This window comes from Streptomyces lacrimifluminis (assembly GCF_014646095.1).
GTDB classification, from domain to species: domain Bacteria; phylum Actinomycetota; class Actinomycetes; order Streptomycetales; family Streptomycetaceae; genus Streptomyces; species Streptomyces lacrimifluminis.
This window is the reverse complement of the sequence record NZ_BMMU01000001.1, coordinates 621,153-641,679: the sequence shown is the minus strand read 5'-3', so window position 1 is coordinate 641,679 and position 20,527 is coordinate 621,153. Positions and strand designations below refer to the sequence as shown.

General features: G+C 70.3%; 22 protein-coding genes. 8 read left to right on the top strand and 14 right to left on the bottom strand.

Annotation, left to right across the window (positions count from 1 at the left end; all coding sequences use genetic code 11):
• Positions 1 to 288: 288 nt before the first annotated feature.
• Genes IEY89_RS02975 through IEY89_RS02965 form a run of 3 tightly spaced genes read right to left on the bottom strand, consistent with a single transcriptional unit; the run spans position 289 to position 3,274 of the window.
• Positions 289 to 1,467: a dipeptidase gene (locus IEY89_RS02975; protein WP_373287183.1), complete on the bottom strand. Its 1,179-nt coding sequence runs from the start codon at positions 1,465 to 1,467 to the stop codon at positions 289 to 291.
• 5 nt (positions 1,468 to 1,472) lie between these two features.
• The gene (gene purE / locus IEY89_RS02970; RefSeq protein WP_189145609.1) at positions 1,473 to 2,027 is read right to left on the bottom strand and encodes a 5-(carboxyamino)imidazole ribonucleotide mutase; all 555 of its coding nucleotides are present in this window, start codon (positions 2,025 to 2,027) and stop codon (positions 1,473 to 1,475) included.
• Complete coding sequence (locus IEY89_RS02965; protein ID WP_373287174.1) at positions 2,024 to 3,274, bottom strand: 5-(carboxyamino)imidazole ribonucleotide synthase; 1,251 nt, start codon at positions 3,272 to 3,274, stop codon at positions 2,024 to 2,026. Before IEY89_RS02965 ends, purE begins: the two co-directional genes overlap by 4 nt.
• A gap of 54 nt (positions 3,275 to 3,328) precedes the next feature.
• Between IEY89_RS02965 and IEY89_RS02960 the strand changes: the two genes are divergently transcribed.
• The gene (locus tag IEY89_RS02960; RefSeq protein ID WP_189145607.1) at positions 3,329 to 3,898 is read left to right on the top strand and encodes a GtrA family protein; all 570 of its coding nucleotides are present in this window, start codon (positions 3,329 to 3,331) and stop codon (positions 3,896 to 3,898) included.
• A 31-nt stretch (positions 3,899 to 3,929) separates the two neighbouring features.
• Here IEY89_RS02960 and IEY89_RS02955 read toward each other — a convergent pair whose 3' ends face one another.
• The gene (locus tag IEY89_RS02955) at positions 3,930 to 5,204 is read right to left on the bottom strand and encodes a sensor histidine kinase (protein ID WP_189145606.1); all 1,275 of its coding nucleotides are present in this window, start codon (positions 5,202 to 5,204) and stop codon (positions 3,930 to 3,932) included.
• A 179-nt stretch (positions 5,205 to 5,383) separates the two neighbouring features.
• The gene (locus tag IEY89_RS02950) at positions 5,384 to 6,061 is read right to left on the bottom strand and encodes a response regulator transcription factor (protein ID WP_164409730.1); all 678 of its coding nucleotides are present in this window, start codon (positions 6,059 to 6,061) and stop codon (positions 5,384 to 5,386) included.
• A gap of 337 nt (positions 6,062 to 6,398) precedes the next feature.
• Here IEY89_RS02950 and IEY89_RS02945 point away from each other — a divergent pair, with 337 nt between their 5' ends.
• Positions 6,399 to 7,895, top strand: coding sequence for an oligopeptide:H+ symporter (locus IEY89_RS02945; RefSeq protein WP_189145605.1), 1,497 nt, complete (start codon positions 6,399 to 6,401; stop codon positions 7,893 to 7,895).
• A 57-nt stretch (positions 7,896 to 7,952) separates the two neighbouring features.
• Here IEY89_RS02945 and IEY89_RS02940 read toward each other — a convergent pair whose 3' ends face one another.
• On the bottom strand, positions 7,953 to 8,162 hold the full coding sequence (locus IEY89_RS02940) for a DUF397 domain-containing protein (RefSeq protein ID WP_189145604.1): 210 nt from the start codon (positions 8,160 to 8,162) through the stop codon (positions 7,953 to 7,955).
• Positions 8,144 to 8,986, bottom strand: a complete 843-nt coding sequence (locus tag IEY89_RS02935) for a helix-turn-helix domain-containing protein (protein WP_189145603.1) — start codon at positions 8,984 to 8,986, stop codon at positions 8,144 to 8,146. Before IEY89_RS02935 ends, IEY89_RS02940 begins: the two co-directional genes overlap by 19 nt.
• 201 nt (positions 8,987 to 9,187) lie before the next feature.
• Here IEY89_RS02935 and IEY89_RS02930 point away from each other — a divergent pair, with 201 nt between their 5' ends.
• From IEY89_RS02930 to IEY89_RS02920, 3 genes are read left to right on the top strand one after another with little or no spacing between them, the layout of a single operon-like run.
• Positions 9,188 to 9,346, top strand: a complete 159-nt coding sequence (locus IEY89_RS02930; protein ID WP_189145602.1) for a hypothetical protein — start codon at positions 9,188 to 9,190, stop codon at positions 9,344 to 9,346.
• Entirely contained in the window at positions 9,343 to 9,516 is a 174-nt protein-coding gene (locus IEY89_RS02925) for a hypothetical protein (RefSeq protein ID WP_189145601.1), read from the top strand. The genes IEY89_RS02930 and IEY89_RS02925 overlap by 4 nt, the downstream gene beginning before the upstream one ends.
• Entirely contained in the window at positions 9,513 to 9,713 is a 201-nt protein-coding gene (locus IEY89_RS02920) for a hypothetical protein (protein ID WP_189145600.1), read from the top strand. The genes IEY89_RS02925 and IEY89_RS02920 overlap by 4 nt, the downstream gene beginning before the upstream one ends.
• Positions 9,714 to 9,806: 93 nt before the next feature.
• On the opposite strand, the gene IEY89_RS02915 is transcribed toward IEY89_RS02920, so the two are convergent.
• The 6 genes from IEY89_RS02915 to IEY89_RS02890 form a co-directional block, all read right to left on the bottom strand.
• Entirely contained in the window at positions 9,807 to 11,090 is a 1,284-nt protein-coding gene (locus tag IEY89_RS02915) for a hypothetical protein (protein WP_189145701.1), read from the bottom strand.
• Between the two features lie 44 nt (positions 11,091 to 11,134).
• The gene (locus tag IEY89_RS02910; protein ID WP_189145599.1) at positions 11,135 to 12,271 is read right to left on the bottom strand and encodes a hypothetical protein; all 1,137 of its coding nucleotides are present in this window, start codon (positions 12,269 to 12,271) and stop codon (positions 11,135 to 11,137) included.
• Positions 12,271 to 13,140, bottom strand: a complete 870-nt coding sequence (locus IEY89_RS02905) for a COG1470 family protein (protein ID WP_189145700.1) — start codon at positions 13,138 to 13,140, stop codon at positions 12,271 to 12,273. Before IEY89_RS02905 ends, IEY89_RS02910 begins: the two co-directional genes overlap by 1 nt.
• A 38-nt stretch (positions 13,141 to 13,178) precedes the next feature.
• Complete coding sequence (locus tag IEY89_RS02900; protein WP_189145598.1) at positions 13,179 to 13,940, bottom strand: LPXTG cell wall anchor domain-containing protein; 762 nt, start codon at positions 13,938 to 13,940, stop codon at positions 13,179 to 13,181.
• A 169-nt stretch (positions 13,941 to 14,109) separates the two neighbouring features.
• Positions 14,110 to 14,607: an ATP-binding protein gene (locus IEY89_RS02895; RefSeq protein WP_189145597.1), complete on the bottom strand. Its 498-nt coding sequence runs from the start codon at positions 14,605 to 14,607 to the stop codon at positions 14,110 to 14,112.
• A 182-nt stretch (positions 14,608 to 14,789) separates the two neighbouring features.
• Positions 14,790 to 15,194, bottom strand: a complete 405-nt coding sequence (locus IEY89_RS02890) for an STAS domain-containing protein (protein ID WP_189145596.1) — start codon at positions 15,192 to 15,194, stop codon at positions 14,790 to 14,792.
• Positions 15,195 to 15,481: 287 nt separating this feature from the next.
• On the opposite strand from IEY89_RS02890, the gene IEY89_RS02885 reads away from it, so the two are divergent.
• From IEY89_RS02885 to IEY89_RS02875, 3 genes are all read left to right on the top strand, one after another.
• Complete coding sequence (locus tag IEY89_RS02885; RefSeq protein WP_229695018.1) at positions 15,482 to 16,414, top strand: RNA polymerase sigma factor SigF; 933 nt, start codon at positions 15,482 to 15,484, stop codon at positions 16,412 to 16,414.
• Positions 16,415 to 16,590: 176 nt separating this feature from the next.
• Entirely contained in the window at positions 16,591 to 18,183 is a 1,593-nt protein-coding gene (locus IEY89_RS02880) for a ricin-type beta-trefoil lectin domain protein (RefSeq protein WP_189145595.1), read from the top strand.
• 163 nt (positions 18,184 to 18,346) lie between these two features.
• Entirely contained in the window at positions 18,347 to 19,225 is an 879-nt protein-coding gene (locus IEY89_RS02875; protein WP_189145594.1) for a hypothetical protein, read from the top strand.
• 10 nt (positions 19,226 to 19,235) lie between these two features.
• Here the strand turns inward: IEY89_RS02875 and hutI are convergent, their stop codons facing one another.
• Positions 19,236 to 20,492: an imidazolonepropionase gene (hutI, locus tag IEY89_RS02870; protein ID WP_189145593.1), complete on the bottom strand. Its 1,257-nt coding sequence runs from the start codon at positions 20,490 to 20,492 to the stop codon at positions 19,236 to 19,238.
• Positions 20,493 to 20,527: the final 35 nt, after the last annotated feature.

Here is a 20,527-nt window from a genome sequence, read left to right as displayed (position 1 = left end):
CCTTCCGGAGCGGAGGACGGAACGCGCCTCGGGGCGGCGGGCCTGAGGCACCCCGGCCGGCGCCACCCACCCGTCCCGCTCGCCTCGCCCGCCGCGCCAGCCCCGTGCGTCGAGGGGAGCTCGCTCCGCGACGGCCGCAGCCCGACCCGGCCCGGCGCGAGGCGGCGCGAGGCGGCCGGGAGTGGTCGCCGTCCGTCATGGATCTGCGCGCGCTGCCCACGGGGAGGCGGCCCGGGGCGGCAGGAGCCCTGCCGTGGCCCCGGCGCCGGGACAGTCAGCGCCGCCGCGTCACCCGTCCAGCTCCTCCAACGTGGCGTTGGAAGGCCCTCGCCTCCCCCGCTCCTCCCGGGCCACGTCCTCCGCCGCCCCCAGCACCCGTACCGCGTTGCCCCAGGTCAGCTTGGCGAGGTCGGCCTTGGACCAGTTGCGGTCGAGCAGCTCGGCAATGAGATTCGGGTAGCCGGAGACGTCGTTCAGCCCGTCGGGGGTGAACGCCGTGCCGTCGTAGTCGCCGCCGATGCCCAGGTGGTCGATGCCGGCCACCTCGCGCATGTGGTCCAGGTGGTCGGCGACCGTCGAGACCGTGGCGACGGGGCGGGGGTTCGTCTCCTCGAAGGCCCGGTGGACCTTCATCGCCTCGGGGGTCGTGGCGAGGTGGTGGAAGCCGTGGACGCGCATGTTGTCGTCCGCGGCGGCCGTCCAGTCGACGGCGGCCTGGAGGACGAACTTCGGTACGAACGTCACCATCGCCATTCCCCCGTTGCCGGGCAGGCGTTCCAGCACGTCGTCGGGGATGTTGCGCGGGTGGTCGCACACCGCGCGCGAGGAGGAGTGGGAGAAGATCACCGGCGCGACGGACGTGTCCAGCGCGTGCCGCATCGTCGTCGCGGCGACATGCGAGAGGTCGACCAGCATGCCGAGGCGGTTCATCTCCCGGACCACCTCACGGCCGAACTCCGACAGCCCGCCGACGCCCGGCTCGTCCGTCGCCGAGTCCGCCCACGCCACGTTGTCGTTGTGGGTGAGGGTCAGATAGCGCACGCCCAGGTCGTACAACCCCCGCAGGGTGCCGAGGGAGTTGGCGATCGAGTGACCGCCCTCGGCGCCCATGAGGGAGGCGATACGGCCCTCACGGCGGCCCGCCTCCATGTCGGCGGCCGTCAGGGCGGGCCGCAGCTCGTTCCCGTACCGCGCGATCAACTGACGTACGCAGTCGATCTGTTCGAGGGTGGCGGGCACCGCGTCCGGCAGGTCCGAGCGGACGTACACCGACCAGTACTGCGCGCCGACCCCGCCCTCGCGCAGGCGCGGGATGTCGGTGTGCAGGTGGGCGTGCTGGGCGGTGGCGATGTCGCGGGCGTCGAGGTCGTAGCGGACCTGTTCGCGCAGCGCCCACGGGAGGTCGTTGTGACCGTCGACGACCGGGAACTCGCGCAGGAGTTCCCGGGCCTGCTCCAGGGAGCTCACCGACGTCACTTCCCGAAGCCGAAGCCGCCGCCGCCCGCGCCGCTCTCGACCTTGGCGCGCAGCCGCTTGCCCTTCTCGGTGGCCTGGTCGTTCAGCTCCTGCTGGAACTCGCGCATCCGGCCGAGGAGTTCCTCGTCGTGCGAGGCCAGGATGCGGGCCGCCAGCAGGCCCGCGTTGCGCGCACCGCCGACCGAGACCGTGGCGACCGGCACGCCGGCCGGCATCTGCACGATCGACAGCAGCGAGTCCATGCCGTCGAGGTACTTGAGGGGGACCGGGACGCCGATCACCGGGAGCGGGGTCACCGACGCCAGCATGCCGGGCAGGTGGGCGGCGCCGCCCGCGCCCGCGATGATCGCCTTCAGACCGCGCTCGGCCGCGTGCTCGCCGTACGCGATCATCTCGTGCGGCATACGGTGCGCGGAGACGACGTCGACCTCGTACGCGATCTCGAACTCGTCCAGGGCCTGCGCGGCGGCCTCCATGACGGGCCAGTCGGAGTCCGAACCCATGACGATGCCCACGACGGGTCCGGCACCGGGTTCTGCAACGGGGCTCATTCTGTGATCGTGCCTCTCAGATAGCCGGCTGCGTGACGGGCGCGCTCCAGCACGTCGTCCAGGTCGTCGCCGTAGGTGTTGACGTGGCCCACCTTGCGGCCGGGCTTCACGTCCTTGCCGTACATGTGGATCTTCAGTTGGGGGTCGCGGGCCATGCAGTGCAGGTACGCGGAGTACATGTCGGGGAAGTCGCCGCCGAGGACGTTCGCCATGACCGTCCACTTGGCGCGGGGGCGCGGGTCGCCGAGCGGGAGGTCGAGGACCGCGCGGACGTGGTTGGCGAACTGGCTGGTGATCGCGCCGTCCTGGGTCCAGTGACCCGAGTTGTGCGGGCGCATCGCCAGTTCGTTGACGAGGATGCGTCCGTCGCGGGTCTCGAACAGCTCTACGGCCAGGTGGCCGACCACACCGAGTTCCTTGGCGATGCGCAGCGCCAGTTCCCCGGCCTGGAGCGCCAGCTCCTCCGCGATGCCGGGCGCCGGGGCGATGACGGTGTCGCACACGCCGTCGACCTGCTGCGACTCGACGACCGGGTAGGCGACGGCCTGGCCGTGCGGGGAGCGGACGACGTTCGCCGCCAGTTCCCGTACGAAGTCGACCTTCTCCTCGGCCAGGACCGGCACACCGGCCCGGAAGGGGTCGGCGGCCTCCGCCGCGGAGCGGACGACCCACACGCCCTTGCCGTCGTAGCCGCCGCGGACCGTCTTGAGGACTACCGGGAAGCCGTCCCCCTGGGCGCCTTCGGAGAGGCCCTCGGCCGCGAAGGCCACCACGTCCGCGACGTCGCGGACGAGGCGATGGCGCGGGCAGGGCACCCCGATCTCGTCGAGCTTCGCCCGCATCACACCCTTGTCCTGGGCGTGCACGAGCGCGTCGGGGCCGGGGCGGACGGGAATGCCGTCCGCCTCCAGGGCCCGAAGATGCTCGGTCGGGACGTGCTCGTGATCGAAAGTGATCACATCGCACCCCTGCGCGAACGCACGCAGCGTCTCCAGGTCGCGGTAGTCGCCGATGACGACATCGCCGACGACCTGCGCCGCGGACTCCTGCGGGGTGTCACTGAGAAGCTTGAACCTGATGCCGAGCGGGATGCCCGCCTCGTGTGTCATACGAGCGAGCTGCCCCCCGCCGACCATGCCGACTACCGGGAACGTCACCCTCCCAGAGTATCGGTCCGGCCATCCCGGCCTGATTACACGCCTGTGACTCGATGCGCACAGGCAAGCCCCAGAGGGGGTGGTTAGCATGGCTGGGTTGACGAAATCCCACACCGCGATCCCACAGACAGGGGCCGACAGACCATGGAACGTGGTTCCGAAGGTGGTTCCGACGGGCTTCATACAACGCCCCGGAGCGCCGTGCGCCAGCGATTCGACCAGTTCGCGGCCGAGGTGGCGAAGTTCGGGGCGGTGGGCACGGCGGGGCTTCTCGTCAACCTGCTCGTGTTCAACCTGGTACGTACCGCGACCGACCTCCCGGTGGTCCGCGCCGGCGTGACCGCCACGGTCGTCGCGATCTGCACGAACTACATCGGCTTCCGCTACTTCACGTACCGGGACCGCGACAAGAGCGGCCGTACGAAGGAACTGACACTGTTCCTGCTGTTCAGCGCGGTCGGACTGGTCATCGAGAACGGCGTGCTGTACGCGGCGACGTACGGCTTCGGTCTGGACAGCCCGCTGCAGAGCAACGTCTTCAAGTTCGTCGGGATCGGCGTCGCGACCCTGTTCCGCTTCTGGTCGTACCGCACGTGGGTGTTCCGTACGCTTCCGGCGCGTGAGGCTGTGGCCAGCGCCGAGTCGTTCCTGGAGCCTCTCCCCGAGGGGCGGACGATTCCGGAGCGCCGGAACCAGCGCCAGCACGTCGGCTGACAGCCCCCGGACCGCCCAGGACCACCCACCCCTACCTGACCGTCCGCTCCCCCTCGTCTCCCGCCGACTTCTTCAGCGGGGTCCGGGACAGGAAGAGGCCGAAGACCGGCGGCTGGGCCTGGAGCATCTCCAGCCGGCCCGCGTCGGCCTCCGCGAGGTCACGGGCGACCGCGAGGCCGATGCCTGTGGAGTTGCGGCCGCTGATCGCGCGCTCGAAGATCCGGGCGCCGAGGTCGGCCGGGACGCCGGGCCCCTCGTCCGTGACCTCGATCACCGCCTGGTTGCCGATGACACGCGTGCGCAGAGCGACCGTGCCGCCGCCGTGCATGAGCGAGTTCTCGATCAGGGCGGCCAGCACCTGGGCGACCGCGCCCGGTGTGCCGACGGCCTGCAGATGCTGCTTGCCGGAGCTGACTATGGCGCGGCCCGCGCTGCGGTAGGCGGGGCGCCACTCGGCGAGCTGCTGCTGGATGACCTCGTCGAGGTCGAAGGAGACGGCCGAGCCGGTGCGCGGGTCGCGCGAGTTGGTGAGGAGCCGTTCGACGACGTCCGTGAGGCGTTCGACCTGCGTGAGCGCGATCGTGGCCTCCTCCTTCACCGTGTCCGGGTCGTCGGTGAGGGTGATCTCCTCCAGGCGCATGGAGAGGGCGGTGAGGGGCGTACGCAGCTGGTGCGAGGCGTCCGCCGCCAGCCGGCGTTCGGCGGTGAGCATCCGGGCGATACGTTCCGCCGAGCTGTCCAGCACATCCGCGACCCGGTCGAGCTCCGGGACTCCGTACCGCTTGTGCCGGGGACGCGGGTCGCCCGAGCCGAGGCGTTCGGCGGTCTCCGCGAGGTCGGTGAGCGGTGAGGCGAGCCGGTTCGCCTGCCGTACGGCGAGCACGACGGCGGCGATGACGGCGAGCAGCGCGACGGCACCGATGATCAGCAGGGTGCGGCCGACCTCACGGGTCACGGAGGAGCGGGGTTCCTCGACCCGGACGGTCTCGCCCTCCTCGCCGTTCTCCTCGGCGGAGATGACGTCACCGGTGGGCTTGTCCCCGACCTCGATCGCCGCGCGGCCGGGGATGCGCACGACGGCGTACCGGTCGCCGGTGACAAGGCCGCGGAGGACCTTGGAGTTGATCTGCTCGTCCCCGAGGATCCGGCTGTCCACGATGCTGGCCAGCCGCACGGCCTCGGAGTCCACCCGGTCCTGGGCACTCGCACTGATCGTCCGCGTCTCGACGATCACGAGCGACACACCGAACACGGCGATCACCACGAGCACGACGGCAAGGGTGGACTGAATAAGACGACGACGCACGGCCCCTCCGGGCAATGGCAGATGAACGACGAGACGGCCATGGAAGCCGCCCCGCAGGGGCGCTTCCAGGGGCGCGGGGCTGTACCCATAGGCGGCTACCGCCGCGCGGGCGCGAGAAGCCCCACGGGCCGGCAGCCGCCACCACGCACAAGCCCCCCGGCGGCTACGCGCGAGGTCGACTAACTCTTCTCGAACCGGAAGCCCACACCCCGGACAGTCGCGATGTACCGAGGGTTCGCCGCATCGTCGCCCAGCTTCTTCCGCAGCCACGAGATGTGCATGTCGAGCGTCTTGGTCGACGACCACCACGTCGTGTCCCACACCTCGCGCATCAGCTGGTCGCGGGTCACGACCCGTCCCGCGTCGCGCACGAGCACCCGCAGCAGGTCGAACTCCTTGGCGGTGAGCTGGAGTTCCTCCTCGCCCATCCACGCGCGGTGCGACTCGACGTCGATGCGCACCCCGTGTGTCGCGGGCGGCTGCTGCGGCTCGGACGCGCCGCGCCGCAGCAGGGCCCGGACGCGGGCGAGCAGTTCGGCGAGCCGGAAGGGCTTGGTGACGTAGTCGTCGGCGCCCGCGTCGAGGCCGACGACGGTGTCCACCTCGTCGGCGCGCGCGGTCAGGATGAGGATCGGGACCGTCAGTCCCTCGGCACGCAGCCGGCGGGCCACTTCGAGTCCGTCCATGCCGGGCAGCCCCAGGTCCAGGACGACCAGGTCGATACCGCCCTGGATGCCTGCGTCGAGCGCGGTCGGTCCGTCCTCGCGCACCTCGACCTCGTAACCTTCCCGGCGCAGTGCGCGGGCCAGCGGCTCCGAGATGGACGCGTCGTCCTCGGCGAGCAGTACACGGGTCATGACCTGATGGTAGACCGCCCTGGACACCGTCCGGGGTGTGACCAGGCGTTCTTGATTCTTACCTTCGGACGCTAGGGCGAGGGCACTCGGGACGGCGGGACCGGCGCCCGCCGCACGTCGACGCCCGGACCCGTGCCTATACGGTGAATTTCCGCCTCTTACCTTGGAATGAGTGACTAAGACGTGCCCATCACCTGTGATTCACGTCTCAAGTCCTTCCATTTACGACTGTGAACTGTCGTATGGTGAAAGAAAGCTCTTAGTGGCACCCGTGGACCTTTGGCGAGTTTTCTGCTGAAGGTCTTTTTTGTGCGTCCCGACCAGCAAGGAACGACCCATGGCGTCCAGCCTGACGAAGGAATCCCCCACCCCGGGTACCCCCGGCTCCCCGCGATCCTTCTTCGGCCACCCCCGCGGACTGGCCACCCTCTTCATGACCGAGATGTGGGAGAGGTTCTCGTACTACGGCATGCGGGCCCTGCTCCCGCTGTACCTGATCGCACCGAGCGGTCTGCACCTCAGCGTGCCGGCCGCGACCGCGATCGGCTCCGTCTACGTGTCCCTCGTGTACCTGCTCGCCCTGCCGGGCGGCTGGTTCGGCGACCGCGTCTGGGGCCCCCGCAGGACCGTCGCCGTGGCCGGCGGCGTCATCATGCTCGGCCACCTCACCCTGGCCCTGCCGACGGCGGGCACCTTCTACGCCGGCCTCGGGCTCGTGGCGATCGGCTCGGGCCTGCTGAAGGCCAACATCTCCACCATGGTCGGCCACCTGTACGACGGCCCGGACGACCCGCGCCGCGACGGCGGCTTCACCGTTTTCTACATGGGCATCAACCTCGGCGCGTTCGCCGCGCCCCTGGTGATCGGCACGATCGGCGAGAAGGTCAACTGGCACCTCGGCTTCGCCCTCGCCGCGCTCGGCATGGCGCTCGGTCTCGCCCAGTTCCTGCTGGGCAGCCGTCATCTGGACGCGCGTTCGAGCGTCGTCCCGACCCCGCTGTCCGTCGCGGAGAAGTCCGCGACGCTGCGCAGGGCGGCGATCTGGGCGGGCGTCGCGGCCGTCTTCTACGCGTTCGTCGGCTTCTCGGGCCACTACACCCTGAACTGGGTCATGGTTCCGCTGATCCTGCTCGGCCTGATCGTCCCGGTGGTCGTGCTGGCACGGATCAAGCGCGACCAGGACCTGAACGAGTCCGAACAGCGGTCGATGTCGGCGTACATCTGGTTCTTCGTGGCCGCCGCCGTCTTCTGGATGATCTACGACCAAGGCGCCACGACCCTGTCGATCTTCGCCGACGGCAACGCCGAGAACACCGTCCTGGGCTGGGAGTTCCCGGTCTCCTGGTACCAGTCGGTGAACCCGGTGCTGATCATGGCGCTGGCCCCGGTCTTCGCCTGGTTCTGGCTGGCGCTGAACCGGCGCGGCAAGGAGCCGAGCACGATCGTGAAGTTCTCGTCGGGCCTGGTACTGGTCGGCGTCTCGTTCTTCCTCTTCCTGGCCCCGCTGTCGATCGCCGGGGACGGCCACAAGGCGGCGGCGATGTGGATCGTGGCGATCTACTTCATCCAGACGGTCGGCGAACTGACCCTCTCGCCGGTCGGCCTGTCGGTCACGACCAAGATGGCCCCGGCGAAGTACGCCTCCCAGATGATGGGCGTCTGGTTCCTGGCGGTCACGGCGGGCGACGCGACGACCGGCCTGCTCTCCGTAGCGGGCGTCAACCTCGACCGCATGGGCGTGGTGGCCCTGGAGGCGGTGCTCGCGGTGGCGGCGGGCGCTGCGGTGTGGGCGTACCGGGGCAGGGTGAAGTCCCTGATGGGGAACGTGAACTGATCGACGCACACTCGGCCGGCCCGGCCGCCCTGACCTGCTGACGGGCGCGTACGTCCGTCAGCAGGTGGGGAGTTGGTCGCTGCGTACGGCGGTGACGAAGGAGGTCCAGGCGCCGGCCCGGAGTATGAGGGCGGGGGCGTCGGGGGTCTTGGAGTCGCGGACGGGGACGAGGGGGAGGTTGTCGGCGACTTCGAGGCATTGGCCGGCGTCAGTGTTGCTGTAACTGCTCTTGCGCCACGTGACGGTACTCAGATCGATGGATCGCATTGCGCTTCCTCCAACATCTCTCCGATGAACCTCCGCGACTCGGCCGGGGACAACGCCAAGTCACGCATCGCATCGTATGCAGATTGCAGACGCTCGATCTGGCTTCCTTCCACGATGACTTCGCCGTGCAGGTCGTTCTCCGTGTAGGCCACAGAGCGACCGTCTGCGGGCTGCAGGAACATCGCCTCCGTGTTCATCATGCCGAACGGCCCGACGCTGAACGGCAGTACCTGCACAGTTACGTTCGGGCGCTCGGACATCGCCAGCAGGTGTTCCAATTGCTGACGCCACACCTTCTCGTCTCGCAGCATCAGTCGCAGCACTGCCTCGTACAGAATCGTGCGGAACCGGGGCGCATCCTCCCTCACGAGCATCGCGCCACGGTTGAGGCGTGCTTCGACATGGCGGGCCAGTTCCTCGCCCTGCATGCCGCCTGCCGTGAGCACCTCGGTCGCGTACTCCCGGGTCTGCAACACACCAGGCACGCTGTTCAACCCGAAGTGCCACATGCTGAGCGCCTCGGCCTCCAACTGGAAGAACGTACGGTACTGATCCTTGTACTGAGACTGATCCCCCAGTGCCAGTTCCCACAGGATCACCAGGAACCCGTCCGCACCGAAGTACTGGTCAAGTGCCTGCACCACGTCGGCGCTGCCCAGCGTGTGGCCGTTCTCCATCTTCCCGAACAGGGAGAAGTCCCAGCCGACCTTCTCGCCCAGCTGTCGCAGACTGTCCCCCTTCGCCTCCCGCAACGCCTTCAGCTCCTCGGCGAACCGGGCGCGCGGCTGTTGGCTGAGGCTCGTCACGGTGCGTCGTTGTGACATCTCGTTCCCCTCCTGCGGTGACTGTGGGTTGCCGTTGGACGTAGTGGAAATAGCCCCCGCCGAACGTGGGCATCCGGCCCTGTCCACGACGTTTCCGCCCCTCTGAGGCGGCATGCTCGTCGTACCTGAACACGCACCGTAATCCGGCGACCGCATGCAGCACAGGCTTACGCCGGAACCTCCACCCGAGGAGTGACCCGCATGACGACGACCTCCCTCCCCCGTCTCCCCCGCCGTCCCCGCTCCATCACCCACCGCGCCGCCCCCGCGCCCACCTGGACCCCGTCCGGTGCCTGGGCGGCGCCGACCCCCGAGGTCCTGCGCTCCCTGGAGGCGGCTCTCGCACGGTGGTCGGCGTGAACACGTCCGCCACGCCCCCTACGACGGCCAAGGCCCCGCCCTGCGACGTGTGCGAGGCGCTGGCCGCGCAGCGGGACGCGGCTCTGGAGGCCGGTCGTGCGGGCGAAGTGGGCGACTGCGAGAGGGAGTTGATGGAGCACGGCAGAAACGGACGGGGGTGTGCGCCATGACACCGCGCCCGCCGCGCCCGCCGCTCTATCCGTCCTACGAGGAGTACCGCCCACCCGCACCGATGGACGGCTGCGAGGCCTGTCAGGAGTTCGCCGCGCGCCGGAGCGCCGCGCAGGCCGCGTTCGACTACAGCGCGGTCAGCGACGCGAACGTACGGCTCCGGGCCCATCTGCTGGATGCCCACAGCCGCACATGAGCAGCGCGTGAGCAGCACCTTCGAGACAGCGGAGAACGCCGGACCCCGCCCGCGGCAGCACGCTCCGGAGCGGGGTCCTGACGTTGTCGCCGTTCAGCCCAGGCGCCGCCGTCCCGGCATGAACGTGAACACCGCCACGCCCGCCAGGATCACCGTTCCGGCCACCAGTCCCAGCGCCTTCAGGGCGCCGTCGCTCTCGGCGCCCGTGTTGGCGAGGCCGCCGCTGGTCGACGTACCGCCGGAGCCGGACGTCGTGCCGCCGGACGTCGAGGAACCGCCAGCCGCTCCGCTCGCCTGTTCCTCCGTGTCCAGGGTCAGGGAGACCATCGACTCGGACGGGGTGCAGGTGGTCGTCGTGCCGAGGGCGTTCACCGTCAACACGCCTGGTGACAGAGTCGATTCACCGGTCGCGCCCGGCTTGTACGTGCCCGTCATGTCGGAGATCGTCATGGCGTCGCCGGTCTTGATCGGCTCCGTGTTGGCCGGGCCCTCGACATGGACCGTGCCCGTGTCGGACCCGCCAAGGACGACCTCCATGGACGGCTTCACCGAGTCCGCCGGGAGGTCCGCCGGACTGTCCATCACCGAGCCCTTGAACTGGACCGTGATGTCGTAACTCCCGCCGTTCTTCTTGGCGTTGATCTGAATGGGTGACGTCACGTCCTTGTCGCCGATGGGCGTCACGCACTTGTACGGGACCTGCACGAGTTTCCCGGTGAAGTCCGTCTCGCCGCCGTCCGTCGGAGTCGCACTCGGTGTGCTGCTCGGCGACCCGGTCGGAGTCGGCGTCGGTGTCGGGGTCGGGGTCGAGGACTCGGAACCCGTCGGCGTCGGCGTGGGCGAGGTCGACGTGGACGGTGAACCGCCGCCCCCCGCCGTCACCTTGATCGTCGCCGACGACTGCACCGCCTCGGTCGGCGCGCACTTCGTGTCCGTCCCGAAGGCGTTGATCGTGTACGCGTCCGGTGTCAGCGTCACGTCCCCCGCCGTGGTCAGTTTCACCTTGCCCTTCATGTCGGACAGGACCATCGCCCCGCCCTTGGGTATCGCCGGGTTCTCGCGCGGGCCCACCATCGCGATGTCGGCGGTCTGCGCCCCGGCCGCCTTCAACACCCCGCTCGGCTGGACCGAGTTGGCCGGGAGGTCGATCAGGTCCGGGTTCTTGGACGCGGCCTGGGTGAACTTCCAGACCACGTCGACCTCGTCGCCGACCTTCGCCGTCGCGGGCGCGGTGATCTCCACCTTGGTCGTGCCGTCGACCGGGTCCAGGCCGGAGGCCGCCGGTGGCACGCACCTGGTCGCGTACGACACCTCGGCGGCCTGGGCGGGCCCCGCCGCGGCCATGCCCAGCAGGACACCGCCCGCTCCGCCGAGCAGCAACAGGGCCCCTGCCGCGCCCACGCTCCGTCTCCGTTGCGTTCTCACGTGTTCCCCTTCGTCTTCGTCGTGTTGGTCGTCGCAGTGCCCGCGCCGGCGTCGATGCCCGTGTCCACACCCGCACCCGCGCCGGCGCCCGCTCCCGGGTCGGCGTCGGGGGTGAACCACGGCAGGGCGGTGGAAGCGGTCGCCGGCCGGGGCTGTTCGTGGTCCTCCCGTGCGCCCACCCTCGGCATGCGCAGGGTCAGTTCGGGCATCCGCAGCGTCCTGCCACGGCGCGCCGACGGCCGCCCGCCCGCGCCGCCCGCGCCGCCCGGTCCGCGTGGCCGTACCCGGTCCACCACAGCCATCCCGACGCGGAACAGCGCCGCCGGTACGACGACACCGGCCAGGACCCAGAACAGGGTCACGCCCCACGGCCGGCCCACGCCCCACGGCTGCTCGGCGAGCACCTTGTCGCCGTACCTCAGCGAGACCGTGTAGTCACCGTGCGCCCCGCTCGCCAGGGCGACCGGCAGCTCGACGCGTGCCTTCCCGCCCGGCTGGATCGTGCCGCGCCACTGCTGTTCCTCCCACTGCGGGGCGAACACCCCGTGGGAGGTGCCGATCCGGAAGACCGGGTCCTTGACGGCCGCAGTACCGAGGTTGCCGACGGTGACCGTCAGCGTCCGGGTGGGCGGCGCCCCGAACCAGGTCAACAGTCCGCTCGAACCGTCGAGCCGCGGGTCGGTGAGGACCGAGAGACGGCCCGTGCCGGTCTGCGCGGGCAGTGGTTCGACCGGGTGCCCCGCCACCGTGAACACCGCGTCGGCCGCCGCCTGCGACCCTCCCGTCACCGTCGCCACGTGCACCACGCAGGGACACGGCACCGGCGGTTCGGTCACCGGCAGGTTCTTGCTGAAGCCGCCCAACGTGTCGGTGGTGACGGCTCTCGCGTCCGCGTTGGCACAGGAGTTGGTGCCACCGATCACTCCCCGGCCCGGCGCGGACCGGCCGCAGATCAGCATCATCAGCAGCGTCTTCGGCTGCCAGCCGGCCCCCGTGACGACGATGGAGTCACCGGTTCCCGCCTGGGACTTGGAGACCTTGACGGTCGGTGGGTCGGCGGCCGTCGCGGTCGTCGTGGGCACCAGGAAGAGAGCGATCGCCAGTGCCACGACCAGTGCAGGAATCCGCCGCATCACGTCATCGCCCCCGTCAGCTCGTCCGACTTCGCCGCCAACTCCGGGCGCCTGTCCGTCCGTTCGTCGCGCCTACGGCGCCCGATCCGTCGTACGACCGCCAGGGTCCCGCCCGCCGACACCACCCCCGCGACCCCCGCCACCCCGCCCCACGGCACGAACCGCACGGACACGTACTCCTCGTCGCGCACCGTCCCGTCCGCCGCTGTGACCGTCAGACGTATGTCGACCGCGTCGAACCCGGGCCGCCCGGACCAGGGTTCGGTGAGGGCGAGGCGCCGGCCCGGGGGCAGGCGTACGGGGAGGGTGCGCGGCGCCCGGTCGAGGACGGGGCCGAGGACACCGTCCGCGTGGACGGCGAGCGTCGGGGTCAGGTCGGTGGTGCCGCGGTTGACCAGCTCGTACGCGATGCGGTCACCGCGTACCGTCACGTGTTCGACGGTCAGCGCGGGCAACCGGGGTCCCCTGACCCGCAGTCGGACGCCTACCGTCTCGGTCCGGCCCGATGCCCGGGCGGTGATCGTGGCGGTGCGGTCCCCGGGAGGCGTGCCCTGGGGGATGCGCACCGTGAAGGGCACGTCGGCGCGTGTGCGGGCGGGGACGTCGACGCCGGGGACGGCCAGGGTGAGCCAACCGCCACCGGTCAGCCGTACGTTCAGGTTCCGCTTCGTCGGGTTGCGGACGGAGAGCGTGTCCTGGAGAACCGTTCCCGGAGTGCCCTCGGCGTAGAAGTACGGCCGGCCGGTACCCAGGGGCGTGACGGACCAGCCCTCGTCGGCCACGGCCCGCGTCCCCGCGGACAGCAGCACGACGAGGCCGAGCAACCCGAAAAGGCTGAGGTGGCTGGGGCTGGGGCAGAGGACACGCATCGGCGGCTCCCGGAAGTCGTACGGGTCTCGTACGGTCCTCAGCGGCGTGCCGTCGGCTGCCGTCGTGCCGTCGTCCCCGTCTGGTTCCTGCGCGTCAGCCACAGCGTGCCCGCGGCGCCCGCGAGCAGCACGGTGCCGCCGAGCGTGCCCAGCGCGATGAAGGAGTCCTCGGGGCCGGTCTGCGGGAGTCCGCCGCCGGGGTCCGTACCGCCGGTGCCGCCACTGCCGCCCGTACTGCTCGTGCCGCCCGTGTCACCGCCGCCCGCGGCCCCTGTGACGTCGAGCGTCAGGGACGGCCCGGGGTTGTTGGTGGGCGTGCACGTGGTGGTCGTACCGGCGGCCTTGATCGTCAGGATGCCGGCCGTGAAAGTGACCTTGCCGTTCTTCGACGGCTTGTACGTGCCGCTCAGGTCGTTGATCTTTATGGGGGTGTTGGCGGGGAGCGCGGCCTGGTTGGCGGGCCCGCTGACGTTCAGGGTGCCGCTGTCCGCGCCGCCCAGCTTGATCGTGGCGCTCGGGCTCATCGCGCCCTTGCCCAGTTCCACCGGGCTGGACGAGACACCCTTCTGCCAGGACATCGTGACCGTGTAGGAGCCGCCGCTCCCGACCGCCTTGATGTCGATGGACGAGAGGGCGCTCTTGACGCCGATCGGCGTGTCACACCGGTAGTTGACGTCCACGATCTCGGCCCGGGCGGCGGGGGCGGCCAGCAGCACCGCCGATCCGGCCAGGGCCGCGAGGGACGCGAGCGCGGCGCCTCGTTTCGGGTGCGTTCGGCGGCATGTCCGGTGGTACGACATCGTCGTCCCCCATTCCTGGCGGTCCTGGCGGCATTTCTGACGACACATCAGATCGCGGATCGGCCGTCAAGGTACGCCGGGGGACCAACAGTTGGAAGACACAGCACACACCGGATCGCCGGGATCCCGGCCTGATGCGAGCGGTGCGTGCGCGCCGGAACGGCGGGAACTACGCCGGAGCGCCGAGTTCCGCCCACACCTTCTTGCCCGCGAGACCCGGAGTCCGTACGACCCCCCAGTCCAGGCACAGCCGTTGCACGATGAACATCCCGTGGCCGCCGGGGCGCCCGGCCCGGTGCGGGGTGCGTGGGGCCGGCTGGCCCGCGCCGCCGTCCGAGACCTCGACGCGGATCACCTTGTTGTCGCAGGTGATCCACATCTCGTCCGGACCCTCGGCGTGCAGGCAGGCGTTGGTCACGAGTTCGGAGACGACGAGCAGGACATCCTCGGCGGCGGCCCGCCGGTCGGCCGTCTCGGCGGGCAGCCAGCCCCAGGCGTACAACGCCTGCCGGGCGAAGTCCCGGGCGAGCGGAACGACACCGCTCTCGCCCGCGAGACTCAGACTGCGGGTCTGACGACCCCCGGAAGCGCCGCCGGACCCGGGGGACTCCTGGGAGCCCGCCGAGGGCTCCGGGGAGCCCGGCGAGTCGGGCCGGGTGGTGCTCATCAGCGCTTCACCTCACCGATTCACCAGTTCACGTACACGGTCTTCATTCACCACAGTTCCCTACACCCGTCATGGTGTGCGCATTCAGGATGTCTCCTGCCCGGCGGAACCGACAGAACACCCCCAAAAAGGAGCGCGCTCGAGAACCCGCCCGACCGACCGAGGAGACTCGGCCGGACAGGCTAGGAGGATTCAAGGGTCCCAAGGGACTCTGGAGGCTCATCGGCCAGGGCGTCGGCAAGCGTCTCGTGGACGGTGAAAACGGCATCCGCCCCCGTGATCTCGAACACCCGAGCGACCACCGGCTGCATCGCGGCGAGATGCACCCCGCCGCCCGCTTCCTCCGCCTTCAGGCGGGCGCCGAGCAGCACGTTGAGACCGGTGGAGTCACAGAACTCCAGTCCCGCGCAGTCGACGACCAGCCGCGCGATGCCCTTCGCGAGGCAGTCCTCAAGTGGTTCACGCAACAGGTCGGCGGTGTGGTGATCCAGCTCACCCGTCGGCACCACGACGGCACTGGAGCCTTCGTGGCGCACCTCCACCAGAAGCCGGCCAGGCTGTGCGCTGCCGACCGTCTCGCGGTCCATGCCGTCTCTCTCCCGAGCTCGTGTCTGCTTGCCGGCGCACACTCGCGCCCAACTGACGTCCACGAACACTACGCCTTCCCCACACTCTTCGACACCCGAACTAAAGACCATATGCGGACATACAGGAATACAATGCACTTGCGGTGGCCTCGGGAAAGCGGGTAGGGCTAGTACTGAGCCAGTTCCCGCAGTGAGCCGGCCCACGACGAACACCCGACACGGCCGGCTTTGGAGGCGCCGCACACCGCACGGCACGCACCGGCTTCGGCAGCCTTATGCCGAGAACCATGGAGGACACCATGTCACCCCGGCTCGACGCATCGCATACCCAGAGGGCGACGTCGACACCCCCTCCGGAACACACGGACTCCCCAGAGCTGGACCAGCACCTCCCGGGTGCGCGAGTTCCGGACGCCTTGGACGGGCTCCCCGAGATCCCGCCGTTCGACGAGGTGGGGGCGGTCGACGCCCGGGCCCTGTCCAAGACCCTCTTCGCGCGGCTGGAGTCCCTCGAAGAAGGCACCCACGACTACTCGTACGTCCGTAACACCCTCGTCGAGCTCAACCTCGCGCTGGTGAAGTTCGCCGCCTCCCGCTTCCGTTCGCGCAGCGAACCCATGGAGGACATCATCCAGGTCGGCACGATCGGCCTGATCAAGGCGATCGACCGCTTCGAGCTGAGCCGCGGCGTCGAGTTCCCGACGTTCGCCATGCCGACCATCGTCGGCGAGATCAAGCGCTTCTTCCGTGACACGTCGTGGTCCGTCCGTGTACCGCGCCGGCTCCAGGAGCTCCGGCTGGACCTGGCCCGGGCCGGCGACGAACTGGCCCAGCAGCTCGACCGCGCCCCCACCGTGGCCGAGCTGGCCGAACGCCTCGGCCTCTCGAAGGAAGAGGTCGTGGAGGGTATGGCGGCCTCGAACGCCTACACCGCCAGCTCACTCGACGCCCAGGCCGACGAGGACGACTCCGAGGGCGCGCTCTCGGACCGCATCGGTTACGAGGACCACGGCATCGAGGGGATCGAGTACGTCGAGTCCTTGAAGCCGCTGATCGCCGGACTCCCGCCCCGGGACCGGCAGATCCTCTCTCTTCGGTTCGTCGCCAACCTGACCCAGTCGGAGATCGGCGAAGAGCTGGGCATCTCCCAGATGCATGTGTCGCGGCTGCTGTCACGGACGTTGCAGCGACTGCGGAAGGGCCTGACCGCCGAGGACTGACGGTCAGGGTTCGACGGCCGGTCGTCGAGGACCGGCGGTCGTCGAGAAGGGGTTTCCGTTACCTACGGAAACCCCTTAGCTTCTTTTCCCAAAGGCCCCCTGCGTCACCCACACCACCCCCACACTGGCTGGTACGTCAGAACGGGGCGGAGTCGGGGGTGCGAGGAGGCGGACGGATGTCCCAGGACACCGACCACGGCGGGGCGGACGGGGTGTACACCGGCGTGTCCGACGCCCGCCTCACCGAGTTGCTGCGCACCAACTCCCCCACCGCGTATCCGGCGTTGCAGGAACTCCGTACCCGCCACCGCACGTCGGTCCTCGCCTACGCCCGGCTGTGCACGACAAGCGACTCCACGGCGGGGCAGCTGGCGGCCCAGGCGTTCACCGCGGCGGCCCGGGACACGGCACGCGGCACCGAGCCGGGCGTCCCGTGGCGCCACCAACTCCTTTTGCTGGCCGCCGATCTGGCCGCCACCTGGGCGACGGACGAACGCGCGGCGGGCCTCGACCCGAGCCTGCTCCTCGTCCTGAACACACTCGGTCCGTTGAACGCGGCGAACGCGCGGAGCGCTGCGGGCGGAGTCGGTCTGATCCCGCCCCCGCCCATGCTGGGCCCGTTCCAGTCGCTGTCGTCCCGCACCCAGGGCCTCATCTGGTACGGGATCGTGGAGCGCGAACCCGAGGAACGGACCGCCGCCCTCCTCGGCCTGACGCGCGAGGACGTCGCACACGAGACGGATTCGGCCCTCCAGGCCCTGGCACAGGCCTGTCTGCGGTTCCGGCTGGCCGTCTCCGACGATCCGCGCTGCCAGGACTTCCGACGGCTGATCGAGGAGTCGGTCCGGCCGGTCAACCCCCGCCACAGCACGGACCTGAACTCCCACATGGTCATCTGCCCGCACTGCTCGGTGGCGTACGGGGAACTCTCCGCCCTGCGCGACAACCCTCGCACGGCGCTGGGGGAGGGTCTGCTGCCGTGGAGCGGCCCGGCGTACGCGCGCGACGCGCCGACGGTCACGCGCGCCAGCACCCTTTCACCGGAAGGCAGTTGGCCATGGACTCCGGACCGGCCGTCCCGTCGGCGGTTCGTGCTGGCCTCGGCGGTGCTGGGCGTGACGCTGGTCCCGCTGCTGATCGCGCTGCTCTCGCGGGGCGGCGGCTCGCCGGATCCGCAGGGCGTGGCGGACACGCTGCCGGTCACCTCGGTACCCGACGTCCCCGAGGTGACGGTCCCCTCCTCACCTGCTGCCGACTCCCCTTCCCCGACGCCGACTTCACGGCCGCCGACGACTCCGCCCCCTTCTCCCACTCCGACCCCCACACCCACACCCACTCCCACGCCGGCGTTCCGGGCCCCCGGCGCCTCGTACGCCCAGGTGGTGAACGTCGCCTCGGGACGCTGCCTGGACATCCGGGGCGGTGTCCTGGAGAAGAACACGGACGTCGTCACGGCACCCTGCTCCGGGTCCGCCGCGACCCAACGCTGGCAGGTGGACGCCGACTCGGGGTTGCTGCGCTCGGGCGCGGACAGCGACCTGTGTCTGGACAGCCGGGGTGATGTGGACAAGGGCGTGGGCATCTGGGACTGCTCGTCGATCGGGGACCGGGAGAACGGCGACAACCTGCGCTTCACCGTGGACGACGACGGGGTGATCCGCCCGGCGATCGCCATCGCGACGGGGCTCACCCCGGACGTCGACGGCGGTCTGACCCTCGCACCGCTGACGGGGGGATCGGGGCAGCGGTGGCGGGCGGGCGCTAGCTGAAAAGCGCGTGTCCGCCAACCTCCCGCGACGGGGGCGCGTTTCACTCCGTCGGACGGGACCGGACGAGGAGTGAGTGAAATACCGCCGGGGACGCGTCGGCAACCCGCGCGCCACCGGTGACGACCCATGGGTGAATCCCGTTCCCCACAAAGGGAGTTCACCGATGCGCAAGCACATCGCACGTCTGCTGGCCGTCCTCGCGGCGCTGGCCGCGCTGATCGCCGCCCCCGGTCTGCCGGCGGCGTTCGCCGCTCCCACCGTGACGGCGGCACAGGCGCGGGCCGCCGACGACTGGAACCCGCCCGCGAACCTCGTACAGCCACTGAACGAGGTCTGGAACCACGTCCAGTCGACCTACCCGGACCTCTACGGTTTCCGCAACTACGGCTGGGACCAGGTCATGGCCAACCGGGGAAGCGTCAACTACTGCGTCCGCTGGGAGTCGGACGCCCCCGTCAGCGCCGCCCTGCGCGACCGGATCCACACCGCGCTGAAGAAGCAGTTCGGCAAGTGGATGGCTGCCATGGTCGACAACGGCAAGGGGCACAACGCCTGGCCGTACACCAGTGTGCCCGTCAACATCGTCGGCTGGGCGGTGAAGAACCGCTCGACCCTCCAGTGGACCGACAGCTCCGTCGACATCTACGCCGGAAACCTCGACGGCGGCGGCGCCCCGCAGTGCGCTCCCGACTGCGGCCGCTTCTTCCACCAGGACGGCAACTACTCACGGTGTCCCGGCGGCGCGTCCCGCCACTACGACCAGTCGCTGTGGCTGACGAAGGGCTTCCAGGGCGGGGCCGGCGGCGACTGGGGCCAGCGGGTCGGCCAGGAGTACTTCACCGGCACGCTCGACCAGGAGAACATCCACATCTACCTGCACGAGGTCGGCCACACCTTCGGGCTCGACGACTTCTACGACTGGACCCCGACCGGCCAGTGCTGCTTCCTCATGAGGGCGGGCAGCGCGGCCCAGATCACGGAGTTCGACAAGTGGATGTTCCGTGACTTCTGGCGCCACCTGAAGAACCGCTACGGCCTCTGAGCAGCTGGTTTCAGATGATCCGTACGCCCCGCCGCCACACCCCGCTGACCAGCGGAACCCCCGGCCGGTAGGCCAGGTGCACGTGGCTCGGGGCGTCCAGGAGCGTCAGGTCGGCGTACGCCCCGGGCGTGAGGCGGCCGACGTCTGTGCGGCGGAGGGCCCGCGCGCCCCCCGCCGTGGCGGACCAGACCGCCTCGTCCGGGGTCATGCCCATGTCCCGTACCGCCAGCGCGACACAGAAGGGGACGGAGGAGGTGAAGGACGATCCCGGGTTGCAGTCCGTGGAGAGCGCGACCGTGACACCCGCGTCGAGAAGACGGCGGGCGTCCGGCCACTGGGCGCGGGTGGAGAACTCGGCGCCGGGCAGCAGGGTCGCGACGGTGTCGCTGTTCGCGAGGGCGTCCACGTCGGCGTCGGTGAGGTGGGTGCAGTGGTCGGCGCTGGCGGCGTCGAGTTCTACGGCCAGCCGCACCCCGGGACCGTACGAGAGCTGGTTGGCGTGGACGCGCGGACGCAGCCCCTTCGTCTTCCCCGCCGTGAGGATCGCGCGGGCCTGGTCGCCGTCGAAGGCGCCCTTCTCGCAGAAGACGTCGACCCAACGGGCGTACGGGGCACAGGCGTCGAGCATCTCGCCGGTGACCAGGGCGACATAGGCGGCCGGGTCGTCGGCGTAGTCCGGGGAGACGATGTGGGCGCCGAGGTAGGTGACCTCGTCGGTGTGGGCGGCGGCGATGCGCAGGGCGCGGGCCTCGTCCTCGACGGTCAGGCCGTACCCCGACTTGGTCTCGAAGGTCGTCGTGCCCTGGTGGAGGGCCTCGCGGAGGTAACGGGTGAGGTTGGCCTCCAGTTCCGCGTCCGTGGCGGCACGGGTGGCGGCGACGGTCGTGCGGATGCCTCCGGCGGTATAGCCGCGCCCCGACATGCGGGCGTTGAACTCCTGGGTGCGGTCGCCCGCGAAGACGAGGTGGGAGTGGGAGTCGACGAAGCCCGGGAGGACGGCCCGGCCGCCGGCGTCGACCCGATTGTCAGTGGTGGGTGCTTTGCTGGCTTCACCGGTCCAGACGACGCGGTCGCCCTCTATGACGACGGCCGCGTCCTGGATCAGTCCCAGTGGAGAACCGTCGCCGAGAGAGGGGTCGTTGGTGACCAGGCTGCCGATGTTCGTGATGACAGTCGTCGTGCCGGTGGTGGTGTCGGTCGTGCTGCCGATAGCGCTGTTCGTCCGGTTCGGGCTGCCCGGACTGCTCGGTGTGCTGGTGCTGTTCATGGCGTCCTCGTGGGTGGCGGGCCGGGCGGGGGGAC

Excerpts from the sequence above, each read along its gene's own strand:
- purE (WP_189145609.1), bottom strand. The coding sequence starts at position 2,027 with ATGAGCCCCGTTGCAGAACCCGGTGCCGGACCCGTCGTGGGCATCGTC.
- IEY89_RS02965 (WP_373287174.1), bottom strand. The coding sequence starts at position 3,274 with ATGCTAACCACCCCCTCTGGGGCTTGCCTGTGCGCATCGAGTCACAGG.
- IEY89_RS02960 (WP_189145607.1), top strand. The coding sequence starts at position 3,329 with ATGGAACGTGGTTCCGAAGGTGGTTCCGACGGGCTTCATACAACGCCC.
- IEY89_RS02950 (WP_164409730.1), bottom strand. The coding sequence starts at position 6,061 with ATGACCCGTGTACTGCTCGCCGAGGACGACGCGTCCATCTCGGAGCCG.
- IEY89_RS02945 (WP_189145605.1), top strand. The coding sequence starts at position 6,399 with ATGGCGTCCAGCCTGACGAAGGAATCCCCCACCCCGGGTACCCCCGGC.
- IEY89_RS02940 (WP_189145604.1), bottom strand. The coding sequence starts at position 8,162 with ATGCGATCCATCGATCTGAGTACCGTCACGTGGCGCAAGAGCAGTTAC.
- IEY89_RS02935 (WP_189145603.1), bottom strand. The coding sequence starts at position 8,986 with ATGTCACAACGACGCACCGTGACGAGCCTCAGCCAACAGCCGCGCGCC.
- IEY89_RS02930 (WP_189145602.1), top strand. The coding sequence starts at position 9,188 with ATGACGACGACCTCCCTCCCCCGTCTCCCCCGCCGTCCCCGCTCCATC.
- IEY89_RS02920 (WP_189145600.1), top strand. The coding sequence starts at position 9,513 with ATGACACCGCGCCCGCCGCGCCCGCCGCTCTATCCGTCCTACGAGGAG.
- IEY89_RS02910 (WP_189145599.1), bottom strand. The coding sequence starts at position 12,271 with ATGCGGCGGATTCCTGCACTGGTCGTGGCACTGGCGATCGCTCTCTTC.
- IEY89_RS02905 (WP_189145700.1), bottom strand. The coding sequence starts at position 13,140 with ATGCGTGTCCTCTGCCCCAGCCCCAGCCACCTCAGCCTTTTCGGGTTG.
- IEY89_RS02900 (WP_189145598.1), bottom strand. The coding sequence starts at position 13,940 with ATGTCGTACCACCGGACATGCCGCCGAACGCACCCGAAACGAGGCGCC.
- IEY89_RS02895 (WP_189145597.1), bottom strand. The coding sequence starts at position 14,607 with ATGAGCACCACCCGGCCCGACTCGCCGGGCTCCCCGGAGCCCTCGGCG.
- IEY89_RS02890 (WP_189145596.1), bottom strand. The coding sequence starts at position 15,194 with ATGGACCGCGAGACGGTCGGCAGCGCACAGCCTGGCCGGCTTCTGGTG.
- IEY89_RS02885 (WP_229695018.1), top strand. The coding sequence starts at position 15,482 with ATGGAGGACACCATGTCACCCCGGCTCGACGCATCGCATACCCAGAGG.
- IEY89_RS02880 (WP_189145595.1), top strand. The coding sequence starts at position 16,591 with ATGTCCCAGGACACCGACCACGGCGGGGCGGACGGGGTGTACACCGGC.
- IEY89_RS02875 (WP_189145594.1), top strand. The coding sequence starts at position 18,347 with ATGCGCAAGCACATCGCACGTCTGCTGGCCGTCCTCGCGGCGCTGGCC.
- hutI (WP_189145593.1), bottom strand. The coding sequence starts at position 20,492 with ATGAACAGCACCAGCACACCGAGCAGTCCGGGCAGCCCGAACCGGACG.